A 15364-nucleotide genomic window follows, 5' to 3' on the forward strand; every position below is an offset into this window, starting at 1 on the left:
AAGAAGACACGGATTGATCAAACGAACTATGATTTTTCATGGACTCGCCCTCGCTGTCGTTGGCTGTTTAGACTGCCACCGTGGCGCATTGACGCCTCGGCTTGGGCGAGTCCATCCAATTACAAGGGACCGCGTCCTGATCGAAATGATGTGAACGCCAAACTGTAGGAGCCAGCTTGCTGGCGATGGACTCCAGTGCGCCGCGTTTATCCTGTACACACGCGTTATCGTTAACGACCATCGCCGGCAAGCCAGCTCCTACAAGGGACTGCGTCCTGGTCGAAAAGATGTGAACACCAAACTGCAGGAGCCGGCTTGCTGGCGATGGCCTCAAGTGCGCCGCGTTTATCCTGTACACACGCGTTATCGTTAACGACCATCGCTGGCAAGCCAGCTCCTACAAGTGACCGGGTTCCAGTCGAAATAGTGTGAACGCCAAACTGTAGGAGCCGGCTTGCTGGCGATGGCCTCAAGTGCGCCGCGTTTATCCGGTTCACCCGCGTTATCGTTAACGACCATCGCCGGCAAGCCAGCTCCTACAAGGGACCGCGTCCTGGTCGAAATGATGTGAACACCAAACTGTAGGAGCCGGCTTGCTGGCGATGGCCTCAAGTGCGCCGCGTTTATCCTGTCCACCCGCGTTATCGTTAACGACCATCGCTGGCAAGCCAGCTCCTACAAGGGACCGCGTCCTGGTCGAAATGATGTGAACGCCAAACTGTAGGAGCCGGCTTGCTGGCGATGGCCTCAAGTGCGCCGCGTTTATCCTGTACACACGCGTTATCGTTAACGACCATCGCCGGCAAGCCAGCTCCTACAAGGGACCGCGTCCTGGTCGAAATGATGTGAACACCAAACTGTAGGAGCCGGCTTGCTGGCGATGGCACTCAAGTGCGCCGCGGTTATCCAGGTCACACGCGTTATCGTTAACGACCATCGCTGGCAAGCCAGCTCCTACAAGGGACCGCGTCCTGGTCGAAATGATGTGAACGCCAAACTGTAGGAGCCGGCTTGCTGGCGATGGCCTCACGTGCGCCGCGGTTATCCAGGTCACACGCGTTATCATTAACGACCATCGCCAGCAAGCCGGCTCCTACAGCACACTGTCTAGCCCTGTACTAGCGAATCACTTCCTCCAGCCCGCTCTCTTCGGCCACCTTCGGATGCGCACTGCGTTCATGCACATGGGATTGCGGTGTGCGGTCGATCAGCAGGCTCAGCAGTTCCGGACGGCTGTAGTGCCCGCGGGAATCCATCATGCGTTTGCGCTTGTCGATCAGCCCCATGTCGAGGTCGGCGATCACCTCGCCCTCTCCTTCCTGCAACGAACCCAGCACCGTGCCATCCGGGCTGATGATCGCGGTGTAGCAACCGCCGGAGATCGGGCCGAAAGCGCAACCGGTGTCGGCCATGATCTGCGCCTGTTGCTCGGGGTACAGCCACGCGGTGGAATTGACCACAAAGCACGCCGCCTCCAGGGCATGCTGACGAATGCTGACTTCCATTTGCGAGGCGAACAAGGGACCTGCAAACGACCCCGGATACATGGCCGCATGGATCTGCTCACCATCGGCCATCAAGGCATAACGGGCCAGCGGGTTGTAATGCTCCCAGCAGGCCAGTTGGCCGATGCGCCCTACCGCACTGTCGACAGCCCGCAGGCCGGAGCCGTCGCCCATGCCCCAGATCATGCGTTCGTGGTAGGTCGGGGAAATCTTGCGACGACGCTGGATCAATGAGCCGTCGGCATCGAACAACAACTGCGTGTTGTACAGCGAACCGCCATCGCGCTCGTTGACGCCGATGGACACGACCATGCCGGCTTGCCTGGCCGCAGCGCCGATGGCATCGGTGGCGGCCGAAGGCACGGTGACCGCCTGGTCCAGCAGCTTGAGGTGTTCACCGGCCATTTCGAATGGCGACTGCACGTAGGAAAAGTACGGGTAGTACGGCACGACGGTTTCCGGGAACACGGCGAATTGCACGCCCTGTTCGCCGAGTTCGAGAATCTTGCGCACCACTTTGTCGACGGTGCCTTCTCGGCTGTAAAGAACGGGACTGATTTGTACGGCGGCGGCTTTGACGAGGGTCATGGCGGTGATCTCAGTGAAGGAATCGTTTCAACGAGATCAATATTACGCTAGTAATATAAAGTCCTGAATGTCGCATACACCACCTTTCCGGACATCATGATTCAGCCTCGACTGGCACGCTGAATCACCTGCGGCGGCTGCCCGAACGCACGAATGAAAGCGCGACGCATACGCTCCCGATCACCAAACCCCGTGTCCGTCGCCACCACATCGATGGAATGCCTGCCGCTTTCCATCATCAGCCGTGCCGACTCGACCCGCAGGCTTTCGATGGCCTTGGCCGGAGACTGGCCGGTTTCGGCATGAAACACCCGGCTGAATTGCCGAGGGCTGAGATTGGCCGCGCTGGCCAGTTCCTCCACCGTCAGCGCGGACTTGAGATTCTGTTTGGCATAGTTCAGCGCGGCCTGTATCCGATCGGTCTTGGGGGCCAGTTCCAGCATCACCGAAAACTGCGACTGACCGCCGGAACGCCGGTGGTACACCACCAATTTCCGCGCTACCTTGCGGGCAACGTCGGCCCCCAGGTCCATCTCCACCAGCGCCAACGCCAGGTCCACGCAGGCGCTCATGCCCGCCGCCGTCCATAAGTGACCATCGTTGATGAAGATCCGGTCTTCCTCGACCTTCACGTTCGGGTACGCCTTGCGAAAGGCCGGCACATGCGCCCAGTGGGTGGTCGCCCGCCGACCATCGAGCAAACCAGCCTCCGCCAACGCAATCGCCCCCGTGCAAATCGAGCCCAGGCGTCGGGTGCCGAGACTGGCGCGGCGCAAAAACTCCAGCATGCCCGGCGTGGTCGGGCGAATCAGGTTGTCGCCCATGACCAGCAGCGTATCGAACGAGCGCTGGTCGAACACTTCGGTCTGCACGGCAAAACCGGCGGACGTCTGCACCAGTCCCCCCGTTTCGGACAGCAATGCAATGCGATACAACGGCTCATCCACGGCGTTGTTGGCCAACTCGAAAGCGGCACACATGGCCAGGCCCAGCACCTGAAAACCGGGGTAAACAATGAGTCCGATCTGGTGCATGGCGATATGACCCTAAACGCGGCATGCCTGATATTCAGGCCAGAATCTGCACTCTAACCCGAACACCCCGCACCGGACACAGGAGCGCCTCGCGCATTCGCCGATGACGACCGATAATGAAGCGGTTTGCATCTCACCGAGGAATTGAAGGATGTCGCTGACTCTTTATTTCCATCCACTCTCGTCGTTCTGCCATAAAGCGCTGATCGCGCTCTATGAACTGGACATCGGGTTTGAAAAACGGATCATCGATCTGGGCAACGAAGCCGACCGGGCCGAGCTTCAAGCGCTGTGGCCGATTGGCAAGTTCCCGGTGCTTCGCGATCACGCCCGGCACAAGGATGTACCGGAGTCGAGTGTGATCATTGAATATCTGGACCGGCTTCATGCCGGCCAGGCGCCGTTGATTCCGCACGATTGGGAAGCCGCCCTGGACGTACGCCTGTGGGATCGTTTTTTCGACCTTCACGTCCAGGTGCCCATGCAGAAGATCGTCGCTGACCGAATAAATGCCGCAAACGGCGACCTGACCCGCGAACGCACCGCGCTGACAACCGCGTACGGCATGCTCGAACGTCAGCTGACGGCAAAAACCTGGGTGGCCAGCCCGGCGTTCAGCATGGCCGATTGCGCCGCCGCCCCGGCGCTGTTCTACGCCAGCACCCTCGTGCCCTTTGCCGACGATCATCGCCACTTGAGTGCTTATTTCGACAGGTTGACCCAAAGACCCTCGGTCGCGCGGGTCATCGATGAGGCAAGGCCGTGGTTTTCCTGGTATCCGTTTGCCGAGGCCATCCCGGAGCGCTTTCGCTAGAGGCGCCAGCGCAGCTGAGGAACGGGAGGCAAAAACGAAAAATCCCCGTGATCCATCAAGACATGGATCACGGGGATCAGTGTGAATGCTTGGCTCTGATCAGGCCGGAACACCCAGGATGATGTGGGAAGCCTTGATCACTGCCGTGGCGCTGACGCCGGCTGCCAGGCCCAGCTCCGCCACCGCATCGCGGGTCACGATCGAATAGACTTTCGAACCGCCAGCCAGCTCGATGACCACTTCTGCATTGACCGCGCCATCGGTAACGCTCAGTACCTTGCCTTCCAGGCAGTTACGCGCCGACAGGCGAATGTCGCTCGATTCGGTCATCAACATCACCCAAGGCGCCTTGATCAACGCGACGGCCTCTTTGCCGATGGCGATGCCCAGGCTTTTGATGCTTTCCATGGTGACGACGGCAACCAGTTGTTCGCCACCCGCCAGGGTCAGAACCACTTCGGCGTTGACCGCGCCTGGCTGGACCTGGCTGACTTTGCCTTTGAATACGTTGCGTGCACTGACTTTCATTTGAGGCATCCTTTTCTTGACTTTAAAGTTAGGAAACGGCGTGCATCATCAGTGTAGGCGCTATGTAGAAACAACTACAGCGCGCCTCTGGTTCAGTGACGGATGGCCAGACCAGCCCAGAAAATCTTCATCAAATGCGCAGCAAGAACGCCCGCGAGCCTTGGCTGGAAGCGGGTTCGCACAGGGACATCCGGGACATGAAAAACGCACGCAAAGAAGCCAGCGCATCGACGAATAATTACCGTCGGTCGGGTGTTATCTGATTGCGCAGGAAGTAAAAATGGCAGGGGCGGCTGGATTCGAACCAACGCATGGCAGGATCAAAACCTGCTGCCTTACCGCTTGGCGACGCCCCTGTATCTGTAGCGATGAGTGCATGGCACTCGCTTTCTTGAGTGGCAACGAGAGCTGTTGCCTGCTTGCATGACAGGCTCCCGGAGGGCCTGTGCAAGAGTGGGCGCAAATTTACCAACATTTGCCGCAACTGGGAAGCCCTTTTAAAAGAATTTGTTTTTTTAAAACAGTCGCTTAGTGTTGAGTCGAATCCAGGAGTAGTGATCGGCGCACGTTCAGCCCGATCACGTCTGCTACGCTTTTCTTTGAACGGATCGAATCGGGAATCGTTTGCGCATAACCCTTCCTTTGCCATTTGAGGGCGCCAAATGTGAAAGGCAAATTGATGGGCACCGTTACAACTCTCCTGGTGGTCGGGGCCGCGATTTACGGGCTCAACACCTGGGAACACATCGAGAGCCAGCGGCAGGAAGCGGTCTGCAGGGCCGCCCGGGAGCATCTCAACGGGCTGGAAACCCAGGCGCGCGCCCTGGCCTCCGGGTTGACGGTCGAAGCCTATGCCGAAGCCGAAAAAGCCGAGGCCGGCCAGTTGGTCCTGGCACTTGATACGGCCAAGGATGAAGCCGAGGTCAATGCCGTCATCGACAAACACTCCGCTGCCGTCGAAGCGCAGATATCGGCCGAAGACGCAGAGGTCCAGTCGCGGGGCGATCAACCCTTCCTCGGCCAGGAATTCAAAAAGCAACGCATCCCCACCGACATCAAACAGGAGTTCAAGCGAGCTGAAAAAGCCGTCGCCGACACCTGTGGATAGTGTCGACTGCCAGCTTCAGATTTGTCGCCAGCGTCTAGACTTCAGCAAAAGCACGTAGCAACCAGACTCCGCGTTCATAACAAAAAAAACGACTAAAAACGAGGACGCCCCGACTTTGAAAACATCAATCCTCTGCGCCATGGCGAGCCTGCTGGTGTCCGTCGCGGTGTCTGCCAACGGCGTCATTCCTGTCCTCGAACTGGACTTCACACGGTCTGCGACGGAAACCCTGAAAAAAATCGGCATCAACGACGCGTGCATCATCGGCGCCTCGAACCCTGTTGCGTTCACTTATTGCCGGGAAGGATCGACGACACTGTGGAAGTATCAGGCATTGGACCTGGATCAAATGGCGGTAATGCACAGTGATGCAACGCAGCCCTCGACGGTCTACCAGCCCATATCCGTCCTGGAGTTCAATAGCGCGGCCTGTGAACACGAGAGCAATATGGTCGCCGTGGAAAAACCGGCAACGATACGTTGGCTGATCCTCGGCTTGATGGCCATGTCCCTGCTGATCGGCTTGCGCTACAGCTATCGGGCCATGCTGCTGCGCCGCCAGAACGTCAGCGAGTACTCGCAACCCGAAGAGCAAGCATCGAGCGATGCCCCGCCGCCCTTCCAGGCAACCGCACAAACAAAAGCCCTGGCAGCGTTTGGCCTCGCTGTTGTCGTGGCCGTCGTTTACTTCAACTACACAGGGTATTGAACAACAGGTGAGCGCGCCGTTGCGGCGCGCTCACCTGTCACTCAGTGCGGCGCGCGCGGGATGGTCTTGAGCAGGTCTTCGGGGCTGATGTGACCGACCACACTGCCCGGTTGCGGCAGATTGAGGATGTGGCCCTTCATCTTGCCGATGATGTGCATCTCGCAAGGCTTGCAGTCGAACTTCAACGTCAGCACTTCATCGCCGTGAATCAACTGCATCGGCGCGACCTTGGTGCGCACGCCAGTCACGCCCTTGGCCTGTTTCGGGCACAGATTGAAGGAGAAACGCAGGCAGTGCTTGGTGATCATCACCGGCACTTCACCGGTTTCCTCGTGGGCCTCGTAGGCCGCATCGATCAGCTTGACGCCGTGGCGATGATAGAAGTCCCGGGCCTTCTGGTTGTAGACGTTGGCCAGGAACGACAGGTGCGAGTCCGGGTACACCGGCGGCGGCGTGGTTTCGGCTTTACGGCTGCCACGCGGGTGCGCGGCGACCCGCGCTTCGGTCAAGGCTTCGATCACTTCACGACGCAAGGCCTTGAGCTGCGAGTTCGGGATGAAGTACGCCTGCGGCGCGTCCAGCCTGATATCGATGGCGTGGTACTGCGTAGTGCCGAGTTGGCCGAGCAGATCCTGCAATTGTTCCAGCGCCTGCTCCGGCTTGTTGGCCGCGCCGAACGGGCCGGCCAGCGTGACGCTGGCGCTGATGCCTTCCTCGCTGGTCGCGGTCAGTTCCAGCTGTTCTTCACGCAGGCGCGCGACCCAGCTCAGGGCGATGCGACGCTCGGCAGAAGTCTTTTGCAGCGCCTGTTGCCAGTTGTGATCCAGATTGCGATTCAGCGGATGGTTGGGGCGCAGCTTGTACATTCCCTCCGGCATCTCATTGGGCTCGACGCGATAGCGATAGCGCTTCTCGCCGTCTTCCTCGAACTCGCCTTTGGGTTCGGCGATGTTGGCGCGGAAACCCACCACTTCACGCTTGACCAGCACGTTCAGACCGTCGCCGTTGGACAGTGGCTCGTGCGTCACGACCAGCATGTCACGCTTGGCGACTTTCTCCACCACACCCACCGGCAGACCGGTGAAGGTCGGCGAGTCGAAGGCGCCGATATCGATCTTGCGATCAGTGACGAAGTAATCGGTGCTGCCACGGTGGAAGGTTTTTTCCGGGTCGGGCAGGAAGAAATGCGCGGTGCGGCCACTGGAGGCACGGGCCAGGTCCGGGCGGTCTTCGAGCACGGCGTCGAGGCGCTGGCGGTAGTAGGCGGTGATGTTCTTCACATAGCCCATGTCCTTGTAGCGACCCTCGATCTTGAACGAACGCACGCCGGCCTCGACCAGGGCGCGGATGTTGGCGCTCTGGTTGTTGTCCTTCATCGACAGCAGGTGTTTTTCGTAAGCGATCACGCCACCCTTTTCGTCCTTGAGGGTGTACGGCAGACGGCAAGCCTGGGAGCAGTCGCCACGGTTGGCGCTGCGCCCGGTCTGCGCGTGGGAAATGTTGCACTGGCCGGAAAACGCCACGCACAGCGCGCCATGGATAAAGAATTCGACGGCCGCGTCGGTTTCGTCGGCGATGGCGCGGATCTCCTGGAGATTCAGCTCGCGGGCCAGCACCAATTGCGAGAAACCGGCCTGATCGAGGAACTTCGCCCGTTCCAGCGTACGGATGTCCGTCTGGGTACTGGCGTGCAGTTCGATCGGCGGAATGTCCAGCTCCATCACACCCAGGTCCTGGACGATCAGTGCATCGACGCCGGCATCGTACAACTGGTGGATCAGCTTGCGGGCCGGCTCCAGTTCGTTGTCGTGCAGGATCGTGTTGATGGTGGTGAACACCCGGGCGTGATAACGACGGGCGAACTCCACCAATTGGGCGATATCGCTCACTTCGTTGCAGGCATTGTGGCGGGCGCCGAAGCTCGGACCACCGATGTAGATGGCATCGGCGCCATGCAGGATGGCCTCGCGGGCGATGCTCACATCGCGGGCAGGGCTGAGCAATTCCAGGTGATGTTTGGGCAAAGACATAGTTTTTTTAGTCAGGCTTGTCACGGTCGAGGCGTGCATTGTAGCGGCGAAACGCCTGACCGGCACCCGTATGCTGCCGGGTGGCGCATCAAGTGGACCTGGCCTGCCTCAATCACTGTAGGAGCGAGCCTGCTCGCGATGAACATAAGGGCGACGCGTGCACACAGAATGCCCGCGTCATCGTTAACGTCCATCGCGAGCAGGCTCGCTCCTACAAGGGGTTTTGTGGTGTTAACTCAGGCCTTGGCGGCCATGGCGGTGACTTCGACGCGCATGCCTTCGACGGCCAGTGCAGCTACGCCTACGGCAGCGCGCACCGGCCATGGCTTGGCGAAGAAACGCTTGTAGACCTCGTTGAACGCGGCGCGGTCGGCCATGTCGGTGAGGTAGATGGTCAGGTGCATCACGCGGTCCATGGAACTGCCGGCACGCTCCAGCGCAACCTTCAGCGCTTGCAGGGTGCATTCGCTCTGCAGGGTGATGTCGCCCAGTTCCAGGCTGCCATCGGCGCGGGTGGGGATCTGGGTGGAGACCAGCACACCGGCGAAACCGACGACGTCGGAGGAAATCGAATCGGCATCGAGATCGGGGGTAAAGGTCAGGTCGTGGTTTGCCATGGGAGCTCTCTTGCTTGAAGTGGTGAGGCAGGTGCCTTTTGCGCCGCCAGTTTACAGGGCCATGCCCGGCGCGTCGCTAATCCAAAGCGGACGGTTGCTCGTGACCGGTGGCCTGGCGGTACTGGCGCGGAGTGAAACCGGTCAAGGCCTTGAACTGCCGGGTGAACGCGCTGTGGTCGGTATAGCCGCATTGCAGGGCGACCTCGGTGATCGGCACATCAGTAAGCAGCAACCGATGCGCATGCTCCAGGCGAACCTTCTGGATCATCTGCCGGGGCGTCAGATGGAACACGCGCTTGCAGTAGCGTTCCAGTTGCGCCACTGAAATCCCGGCGATGCGCGTCAACTCGCCGAGGGTCACGCGACGGTTGAAATGCGCGCGAATGTGTTCGTCCACCGCCGCCAGGCGCTGGTACGCCGGGTGCGTGTCGCTGGCTGATTGCAGGTCGACCGAGATGCCCGCCAGGCCGATGATTTCATTGCGGCGGTTGTACAGCGGGCGCTTGTGGGTCAGGCACCAGCCCGGCTCGCGGCTGCCGTACAAATGCAACTCCAGCTGGTCCTCCAGCACAAAGCCCTGCTCCAGCACGCGCCGGTCCTGCTCGGTGTAACCGGGCCCCAATTGCTCGGGAAACACTTCGGCGCTGGTCTTGCCCAGCAGCGGTTTCAGGTGTTTCAAACCGCAGCGTTGCACCAGCGTGCGATTGGCCATGACATAGCGCGCCTGCACATCCTTGATGAAGATCGCGGCATTGGGAATGACATCCAGCATGGGCAACAGCAGCGCAATGCCGGCCAGCAGTTGTTCGATGGATTCGGGGCGGTTCGAGTCGTCGCCCTGGCACAACAGCGCAAATGCATCCTCAGTCATCAACCGGCCCCTCGCAAAAATCAGACAGCTGCCATTGTGCTGATTTCGTCATCGACACCCAAGCAAAACATCAATCGCGAGCACGCCGCCAGGTTCAATCTATGCCCACCGCCCTCCTCGGCAAAACCGAAAAGAGGCGATTTGAAGTGCACACCTGCCTATCCAAAAACTCACAAGAAGGCGATGTAATGTCAGGCCAAGGCAAGTTCAAAAAACAACTTTCGTTGATAGACCTCACGTTTATCGGACTAGGGGCCATCTTCGGCTCCGGCTGGCTGTTCGCAGCCAGCCACGTCTCCGCCATCGCCGGGCCGGCGGGGATTTTTTCCTGGCTGCTGGGCGGTTTTGCGGTGCTGCTGCTGGGCATCGTCTACTGCGAACTCGGCGCGGCGCTGCCGCGTGCCGGCGGGGTGATTCGCTACCCGGTCTACTCCCACGGCCCGCTGCTGGGTTACCTGATGGGCTTCATCACGCTGATCGCGTTTTCCAGCCTGGTCGCCATCGAGGTGGTCGCCGCGCGCCAGTACGCCGCTGCGTGGTTTCCCGCATTGACCCAGGCAGGTTCGAGCAATCCAACGGCACTTGGCTGGCTGCTCCAGTTCGGCCTGCTTTGCCTGTTCTTCATGCTCAACTACTACAGCGTGAAGACGTTCGCCAAGGCCAACAACCTGATCAGCATGTTCAAGTTCATCGTGCCGTTGCTGGTGATCGGCGTGCTGTTCACCTTCTTCAAGCCGGAGAATTTCCAGGCCCAGGGCTTCATGCCGTACGGGCTGTCCGGTGTCGAGATGGCGGTGTCCGCCGGTGGCATTATCTTCGCCTACCTGGGGCTGACGCCGATCATCTCGGTGGCCAGCGAAGTGAAGAATCCGCAACGCACCATCCCGATTGCACTGATCCTCTCCGTGCTGCTGTCCACCGCGATCTATGTGTTGCTGCAAGTGGCATTCCTCGGCGGCGTGCCCACCGAAATGCTCGCCAACGGTTGGGCCGGCGTCGCCAAGGAACTGGCCCTGCCCTACCGCGACATCGCCCTGGCCCTGGGTGTGGGTTGGCTGGCCTACCTGGTGGTGGCCGACGCGGTGATCTCCCCCAGCGGCTGCGGCAACATCTACATGAACGCCACCCCGCGTGTCATCTACGGCTGGGCGCAGACCGGTACCTTCTTCAAGGTCTTCACCCGTATCGACGAAAAGTCCGGCATCCCGCGCCCGGCGCTGTGGCTGACCTTTGCCCTGTCGGTGTTCTGGACCCTGCCCTTCCCTTCGTGGGAAGCGCTGATCAACGTGGTTTCCGCCGCGCTGGTATTGAGCTACGCCGTTGCGCCGGTGTCGGTGGCCGCCCTGCGCCGCAATGCGCCGGACATGCCGCGCCCGTTCCGAGTCAAGCACATGGGCGTCCTCGGCCCGGTGTCGTTCATCATCGCCGCGCTGATCGTCTACTGGTCCGGCTGGAACACCGTGTCCTGGCTGCTCGGCCTGCAGATCCTGATGTTCGTGGTGTACCTGCTGTGCGGTCGCTTCGTGCCGACCCAACACCTGAGCCTGGCCCAGCAAGTGCGCTCCTCGGCATGGCTGATCGGTTTCTACGCGGTGACCATCGTGCTGTCCTGGCTCGGCAGTTTCGGCGGCATGGGTGTGCTCACCCATCCGTTCGACACCCTGGTCGTGGCGGCCTGCGCCATGGGCATCTACTACTGGGGCGCGGCCACCGGCGTACCGGCGCATCTGGTTCGCCTGGACGCCGAGGACGGTGAAGAAGAAGCCGATCCCGTCTACCGCGGCCAGCGTCCGATCGGTGTGTCTGCCCAAACCGCTCGCTGAAATTCAGGCCGGCAAAACCTGCGTGTTCCTCTAATGGATGTGTTTATGAAAAAAGTACATGTCATTGATTCCCACACCGGCGGCGAGCCGACTCGCCTGGTGATGTCGGGCCTGCCCCAGCTGGCTGGCCGGACCATGGCCGAGAAGCGCGACACCTTTCGCGAGCAGCATGACCCATGGCGTCGCGCCTGCCTGCTGGAGCCCCGTGGCAACGATGTGCTGGTGGGTGCGCTGTATTGCGAACCAGTGTCGCCAGATGCCACCTGCGGCGTGATCTTCTTCAACAACGCCGGCTACCTCGGCATGTGCGGCCACGGCACCATCGGCCTGGTCAACTCGCTGCAGCACCTGGGCCACATCCAGCCTGGCGAGCACAAGATCGATACGCCAGTGGGCCCGGTCAACGCCACCCTGCACGAGGATGGCAACGTCACCCTGCGCAACGTGCCCGCCTACCGCTACCGCCGACAGGTGCCGGTCGAAGTGCCGGGGCATGGCCGCGTGTACGGCGACATCGCCTGGGGCGGCAACTGGTTCTTCCTGGTGTCCGACCACGGTCAGGTCTTGCAGATGGACAACGTCGACTTCCTCACCGAATACACCTGGGCAATGCTCAAGGCCCTCGAGGACCAGGGCATCCATGGTGACGACGGCGCGCTGATCGACCACATCGAACTGTTCGCCGATGACGACCACGCCGACAGCCGCAACTTCGTCATGTGCCCCGGCAAGGCCTACGACCGCTCGCCCTGCGGCACCGGCACCAGCGCCAAGCTCGCGTGCCTGGCGGCCGACGGCAAACTGGCCGCCGGTGAACGCTGGGTCCAGGCCAGCATCACCGCCAGCCAATTCATCGGCAGCTACGAATGGGAGGGCGAACGCATCATCCCTTTCATCACCGGCCGCGCCTACATGACCGCCGACAGCACCTTGCTGATCGACGAACAAGATCCCTTTGCGTGGGGCATTTGAGCCGCCACGTTTCTTCCTTCACCCGATCTGCATGAACGCTTCAAGGAGTATCAACAAAATGAGCGACAACATTTTCACTGGCTGCATCCCTGCCCTGATGACCCCGTGCACCGCCGAGCGCAAGCCCGACTTCGACGCGCTGGTGGCCAAGGGTCGCGAGCTGATCGACATCGGCATGAGCGCAGTGGTGTATTGCGGTTCCATGGGTGACTGGCCGCTGCTGACCGAAGCCGAGCGCCAGGAAGGCGTGGCGCGCCTGGTGGCCGCCGGCGTTCCGACCATCGTCGGCACCGGTGCGGTCAATAGCCGCGAAGCAGTGTCCCATGCGGCACACGCGGCCAAAGTCGGCGCCCATGGCTTGATGGTCATCCCTCGGGTGCTGTCTCGCGGCGCTTCAGCCACCGCGCAAAAAGCCCACTTCGCCGCCATTCTCGAAGCCGCTCCGGGCTTGCCGGCGGTGATCTACAACAGCCCTTACTACGGCTTCGCCACCCGCGCCGACCTGTTCTTCGAACTGCGCCGCGAGTACCCGAACCTGATTGGCTTCAAGGAGTTCGGCGGTGCCGCCGACATGCGCTACGCCGCCGAACACATCACCTCCAGGGACGATGACGTGACCCTGATGGTCGGTGTCGACACCCAGGTGGTGCATGGTTTCGTCAACTGCAACGCCACCGGCTCCATCACCGGCATCGGCAACGCCCTGCCGCGCGAAGTGTTGCGCCTGGTGGCCCTGAGCAAACAAGCGGCCAAGGGCGATGCCAAGGCGCGTCGCCAGGCACGGGAGCTGGAATCGGCACTGGCGGTGCTGTCGTCCTTCGATGAAGGCTGCGACCTGGTGCTCTACTACAAGCACCTGATGGTGCTCAATGGCGACAAGGAATACAGCCTGCACTTCAACGAGACCGACGTGCTCAGCGATGCCCAGCGTCGTTACGCCGAGAACCAGTACACGCTGTTCCGCCAGTGGTACGAGCAGTGGTCGGCCGAGCAGAACTTCGCCTGACATCCGGCCTGTACAGCGGCGTGCCAATGCGCGCCGCCTTTGTTTTCGACCAATGGAGCCTAATGCCGATCAATAAAGGGATCGACCAACACTGATCAACCTGTGGCGAGGGTCTCGATTGGCATTACCCCTTGGAGCTCCGTTGTTTCGCTGACGGATCCGCCCAATTTTTTAAGGAAACACCATGACTCTGACAGGCAACATGCTGATCGGCCAGCAGGCCATCACCGGCAACCGCGGAGTGATCCGCGGCATCGATCCCGCCACGGATCTGCCCCTTGAACCGGCCTACCACGGTGGCAGCGGCGAACACGTCGAGCAGGCCTGCGCCCTGGCGTGGAGTGCACTGGACAGCTATCGCGCGACGTCCCTGGACGCACGCGCCGAATTCCTCGAAACCATCGCCAGCGAAATCGAAGCCTTGGGGGATGAGTTGATCGACCGCGCCGTGGCCGAGACCGGCCTGCCACGCCCGCGCATCCTGGGTGAACGCGGCCGCACCTGCCAGCAACTGCGCACCTTTGCCCGCACCGTGCGTGCCGGCGAATGGCTGGATGTGCGGGTCGACTCCGCACTGCCGGAACGCCAGCCCCTGCCCCGCGCGGATCTGCGTCAGCGTCAGGTGCCGCTCGGCCCGGTAGCGGTGTTCGGCGCCAGCAACTTTCCCCTGGCCTTCTCCGTTGCCGGCGGGGACACCGCCTCGGCACTGGCCGCCGGTTGCCCGGTGATCGTCAAGGCCCATGGCGCGCATCCGGGCACCAGTGAACTGGTGGGCCGAGCCGTGGCCCGCGCGGTCAAACTGTGCGGGTTGCACGAAGGCGTGTTTTCGCTGTTGTACGGCTCCGGCCGCGAAGTGGGCATCGCCCTGGTCACCGACCCGCGCATCAAGGCCGTGGGTTTCACCGGCTCGCGCAGCGGCGGCATCGCCTTGTGCAACGCGGCCCAGGCGCGTCCCGAGCCGATCCCGGTGTACGCGGAAATGAGTTCGATCAACCCGGTGTTGCTGTTCCCGGCAGCCCTGCAATCACGCGCCGAATCGCTGGCGCAAGGCTTCGTCGCCTCCCTCACCCAGGGTGCCGGCCAGTTCTGCACCAACCCAGGCCTGGTGATTGCTCGTCAAGGCCCGGACCTGCAACGGTTCATCAGTACGGCAGCAGAGCTTGTACAACGCAGCGCGGCGCAAACCATGCTGACGCCGGGAATCTTCAATGCTTATGAGTCCGGCGTCGGATCACTGGCCGAACATGCGCAAACCGTGGCAACCGGCCTGCGTGGCGAAACCCCGAACCAGTGCCAGGCCCACCTGTTCGTCACCCACGCCTCGGATTTTCTCGCCAACCCGGCGTTGCAGGCGGAAGTATTCGGCGCCGCGTCGTTGATCGTGCAATGCGCCAGCGATGACGAAATCGGCCAAGTGCTTGAGCACCTGGAAGGCCAATTGACGGCTACGTTGCAGCTGGACGATGGTGATCTGGAAAGCGCCAGGGCCCTGCTGCCGACCCTGGAGCGCAAGGCCGGGCGCCTGTTGGTCAATGGCTGGCCGACCGGTGTCGAAGTATGCGACGCCATGGTTCATGGCGGCCCGTTCCCGGCGACGTCCGATGCGCGCAGCACCTCGGTGGGCACCGCCGCCATCCTGCGTTTCCTGCGTCCGGTCTGCTACCAGGACTTCCCGGACGCCTTGTTGCCGGCCGCGCTCAAGCATGGCAATCCGTTGCAGTTGCGTCGCCTGCTCGACGGCCAGAGAGAAGCCTAGGCC

General features: G+C 61.4%; 13 protein-coding genes and 1 tRNA gene. 7 read left to right on the plus strand and 7 right to left on the minus strand.

All coding sequences use genetic code 11. From position 1 onward, the window contains the following. Positions 1-1118: 1118 nt before the first annotated feature. Positions 1119-2093: a nitrilase-related carbon-nitrogen hydrolase gene (locus KGA88_RS27335; protein ID WP_223595578.1), complete on the minus strand. Its 975-nt coding sequence runs from the start codon at positions 2091-2093 to the stop codon at positions 1119-1121. A gap of 101 nt (positions 2094-2194) precedes the next feature. Continuing rightward, positions 2195-3127, minus strand: a complete 933-nt coding sequence (locus tag KGA88_RS27340) for a GlxA family transcriptional regulator (protein WP_223595580.1) — start codon at positions 3125-3127, stop codon at positions 2195-2197. A 151-nt stretch (positions 3128-3278) separates the two neighbouring features. Between KGA88_RS27340 and KGA88_RS27345 the strand changes: the two genes are divergently transcribed. After that, complete coding sequence (locus tag KGA88_RS27345; protein WP_223595582.1) at positions 3279-3941, plus strand: glutathione S-transferase family protein; 663 nt, start codon at positions 3279-3281, stop codon at positions 3939-3941. A gap of 99 nt (positions 3942-4040) precedes the next feature. Here the strand turns inward: KGA88_RS27345 and KGA88_RS27350 are convergent, their stop codons facing one another. Together KGA88_RS27350 and KGA88_RS27355 are read right to left on the minus strand one after the other, a co-directional pair. Continuing rightward, positions 4041-4469 carry a molybdopterin-binding protein gene (locus KGA88_RS27350; RefSeq protein WP_110660066.1) on the minus strand — a complete coding sequence of 143 codons (429 nt, stop codon included), beginning with the start codon at positions 4467-4469 and terminating at the stop codon, positions 4041-4043. 281 nt (positions 4470-4750) lie between these two features. Continuing rightward, positions 4751-4825: transfer RNA gene (locus KGA88_RS27355), tRNA-Gln, on the minus strand. 323 nt (positions 4826-5148) lie between these two features. On the opposite strand from KGA88_RS27355, the gene KGA88_RS27360 reads away from it, so the two are divergent. Then, positions 5149-5577, plus strand: a complete 429-nt coding sequence (locus KGA88_RS27360; RefSeq protein ID WP_110660065.1) for a hypothetical protein — start codon at positions 5149-5151, stop codon at positions 5575-5577. Between the two features lie 115 nt (positions 5578-5692). Continuing rightward, on the plus strand, positions 5693-6286 hold the full coding sequence (locus tag KGA88_RS27365; RefSeq protein WP_223595584.1) for a hypothetical protein: 594 nt from the start codon (positions 5693-5695) through the stop codon (positions 6284-6286). Between the two features lie 41 nt (positions 6287-6327). Here the strand turns inward: KGA88_RS27365 and KGA88_RS27370 are convergent, their stop codons facing one another. The 3 genes from KGA88_RS27370 to KGA88_RS27380 all read right to left on the minus strand — a co-directional run bounded on the left by KGA88_RS27370 (position 6328) and on the right by KGA88_RS27380 (position 9804). Next, complete coding sequence (locus tag KGA88_RS27370; protein ID WP_223595586.1) at positions 6328-8316, minus strand: peptidase U32 family protein; 1989 nt, start codon at positions 8314-8316, stop codon at positions 6328-6330. Positions 8317-8552: 236 nt separating this feature from the next. Beyond that, positions 8553-8933, minus strand: a complete 381-nt coding sequence (locus KGA88_RS27375) for a RidA family protein (protein WP_110660062.1) — start codon at positions 8931-8933, stop codon at positions 8553-8555. A 76-nt stretch (positions 8934-9009) separates the two neighbouring features. Continuing rightward, positions 9010-9804, minus strand: a complete 795-nt coding sequence (locus tag KGA88_RS27380) for an AraC family transcriptional regulator (protein ID WP_110660061.1) — start codon at positions 9802-9804, stop codon at positions 9010-9012. 188 nt (positions 9805-9992) lie between these two features. Here KGA88_RS27380 and KGA88_RS27385 point away from each other — a divergent pair, with 188 nt between their 5' ends. The 4 genes from KGA88_RS27385 to KGA88_RS27400 all read left to right on the plus strand — a co-directional run bounded on the left by KGA88_RS27385 (position 9993) and on the right by KGA88_RS27400 (position 15361). Next, the gene (locus tag KGA88_RS27385) at positions 9993-11627 is read left to right on the plus strand and encodes an APC family permease (protein WP_223595588.1); all 1635 of its coding nucleotides are present in this window, start codon (positions 9993-9995) and stop codon (positions 11625-11627) included. Between the two features lie 45 nt (positions 11628-11672). Continuing rightward, positions 11673-12599 (plus strand): 4-hydroxyproline epimerase, encoded by a 927-nt coding sequence (locus tag KGA88_RS27390; protein ID WP_223595591.1) that lies wholly within the window; start codon positions 11673-11675, stop codon positions 12597-12599. A 58-nt stretch (positions 12600-12657) separates the two neighbouring features. After that, complete coding sequence (locus tag KGA88_RS27395) at positions 12658-13605, plus strand: dihydrodipicolinate synthase family protein (RefSeq protein WP_110660059.1); 948 nt, start codon at positions 12658-12660, stop codon at positions 13603-13605. 184 nt (positions 13606-13789) lie between these two features. After that, positions 13790-15361: an aldehyde dehydrogenase (NADP(+)) gene (locus KGA88_RS27400; RefSeq protein WP_223595593.1), complete on the plus strand. Its 1572-nt coding sequence runs from the start codon at positions 13790-13792 to the stop codon at positions 15359-15361. The last annotated feature ends 3 nt before the right edge of the window (positions 15362-15364 follow it).

Source organism: Pseudomonas sp. A-R-19 (assembly GCF_019956575.1).
GTDB lineage: Bacteria > Pseudomonadota > Gammaproteobacteria > Pseudomonadales > Pseudomonadaceae > Aquipseudomonas.

What these genes read in the sequence shown, in the direction of transcription:
- KGA88_RS27370 (WP_223595586.1), bottom strand. Translation starts at nt 8,316, where the DNA reads ATGTCTTTGCCCAAACATCACCTGGAATTGCTCAGCCCTGCCCGCGAT.
- KGA88_RS27380 (WP_110660061.1), bottom strand. Translation starts at nt 9,804, where the DNA reads ATGACTGAGGATGCATTTGCGCTGTTGTGCCAGGGCGACGACTCGAAC.
- KGA88_RS27400 (WP_223595593.1), top strand. Translation starts at nt 13,790, where the DNA reads ATGACTCTGACAGGCAACATGCTGATCGGCCAGCAGGCCATCACCGGC.
- KGA88_RS27350 (WP_110660066.1), bottom strand. Translation starts at nt 4,469, where the DNA reads ATGAAAGTCAGTGCACGCAACGTATTCAAAGGCAAAGTCAGCCAGGTC.
- KGA88_RS27335 (WP_223595578.1), bottom strand. Translation starts at nt 2,093, where the DNA reads ATGACCCTCGTCAAAGCCGCCGCCGTACAAATCAGTCCCGTTCTTTAC.
- KGA88_RS27375 (WP_110660062.1), bottom strand. Translation starts at nt 8,933, where the DNA reads ATGGCAAACCACGACCTGACCTTTACCCCCGATCTCGATGCCGATTCG.
- KGA88_RS27340 (WP_223595580.1), bottom strand. Translation starts at nt 3,127, where the DNA reads ATGCACCAGATCGGACTCATTGTTTACCCCGGTTTTCAGGTGCTGGGC.
- KGA88_RS27390 (WP_223595591.1), top strand. Translation starts at nt 11,673, where the DNA reads ATGAAAAAAGTACATGTCATTGATTCCCACACCGGCGGCGAGCCGACT.
- KGA88_RS27360 (WP_110660065.1), top strand. Translation starts at nt 5,149, where the DNA reads ATGGGCACCGTTACAACTCTCCTGGTGGTCGGGGCCGCGATTTACGGG.
- KGA88_RS27395 (WP_110660059.1), top strand. Translation starts at nt 12,658, where the DNA reads ATGAGCGACAACATTTTCACTGGCTGCATCCCTGCCCTGATGACCCCG.
- KGA88_RS27345 (WP_223595582.1), top strand. Translation starts at nt 3,279, where the DNA reads ATGTCGCTGACTCTTTATTTCCATCCACTCTCGTCGTTCTGCCATAAA.
- KGA88_RS27385 (WP_223595588.1), top strand. Translation starts at nt 9,993, where the DNA reads ATGTCAGGCCAAGGCAAGTTCAAAAAACAACTTTCGTTGATAGACCTC.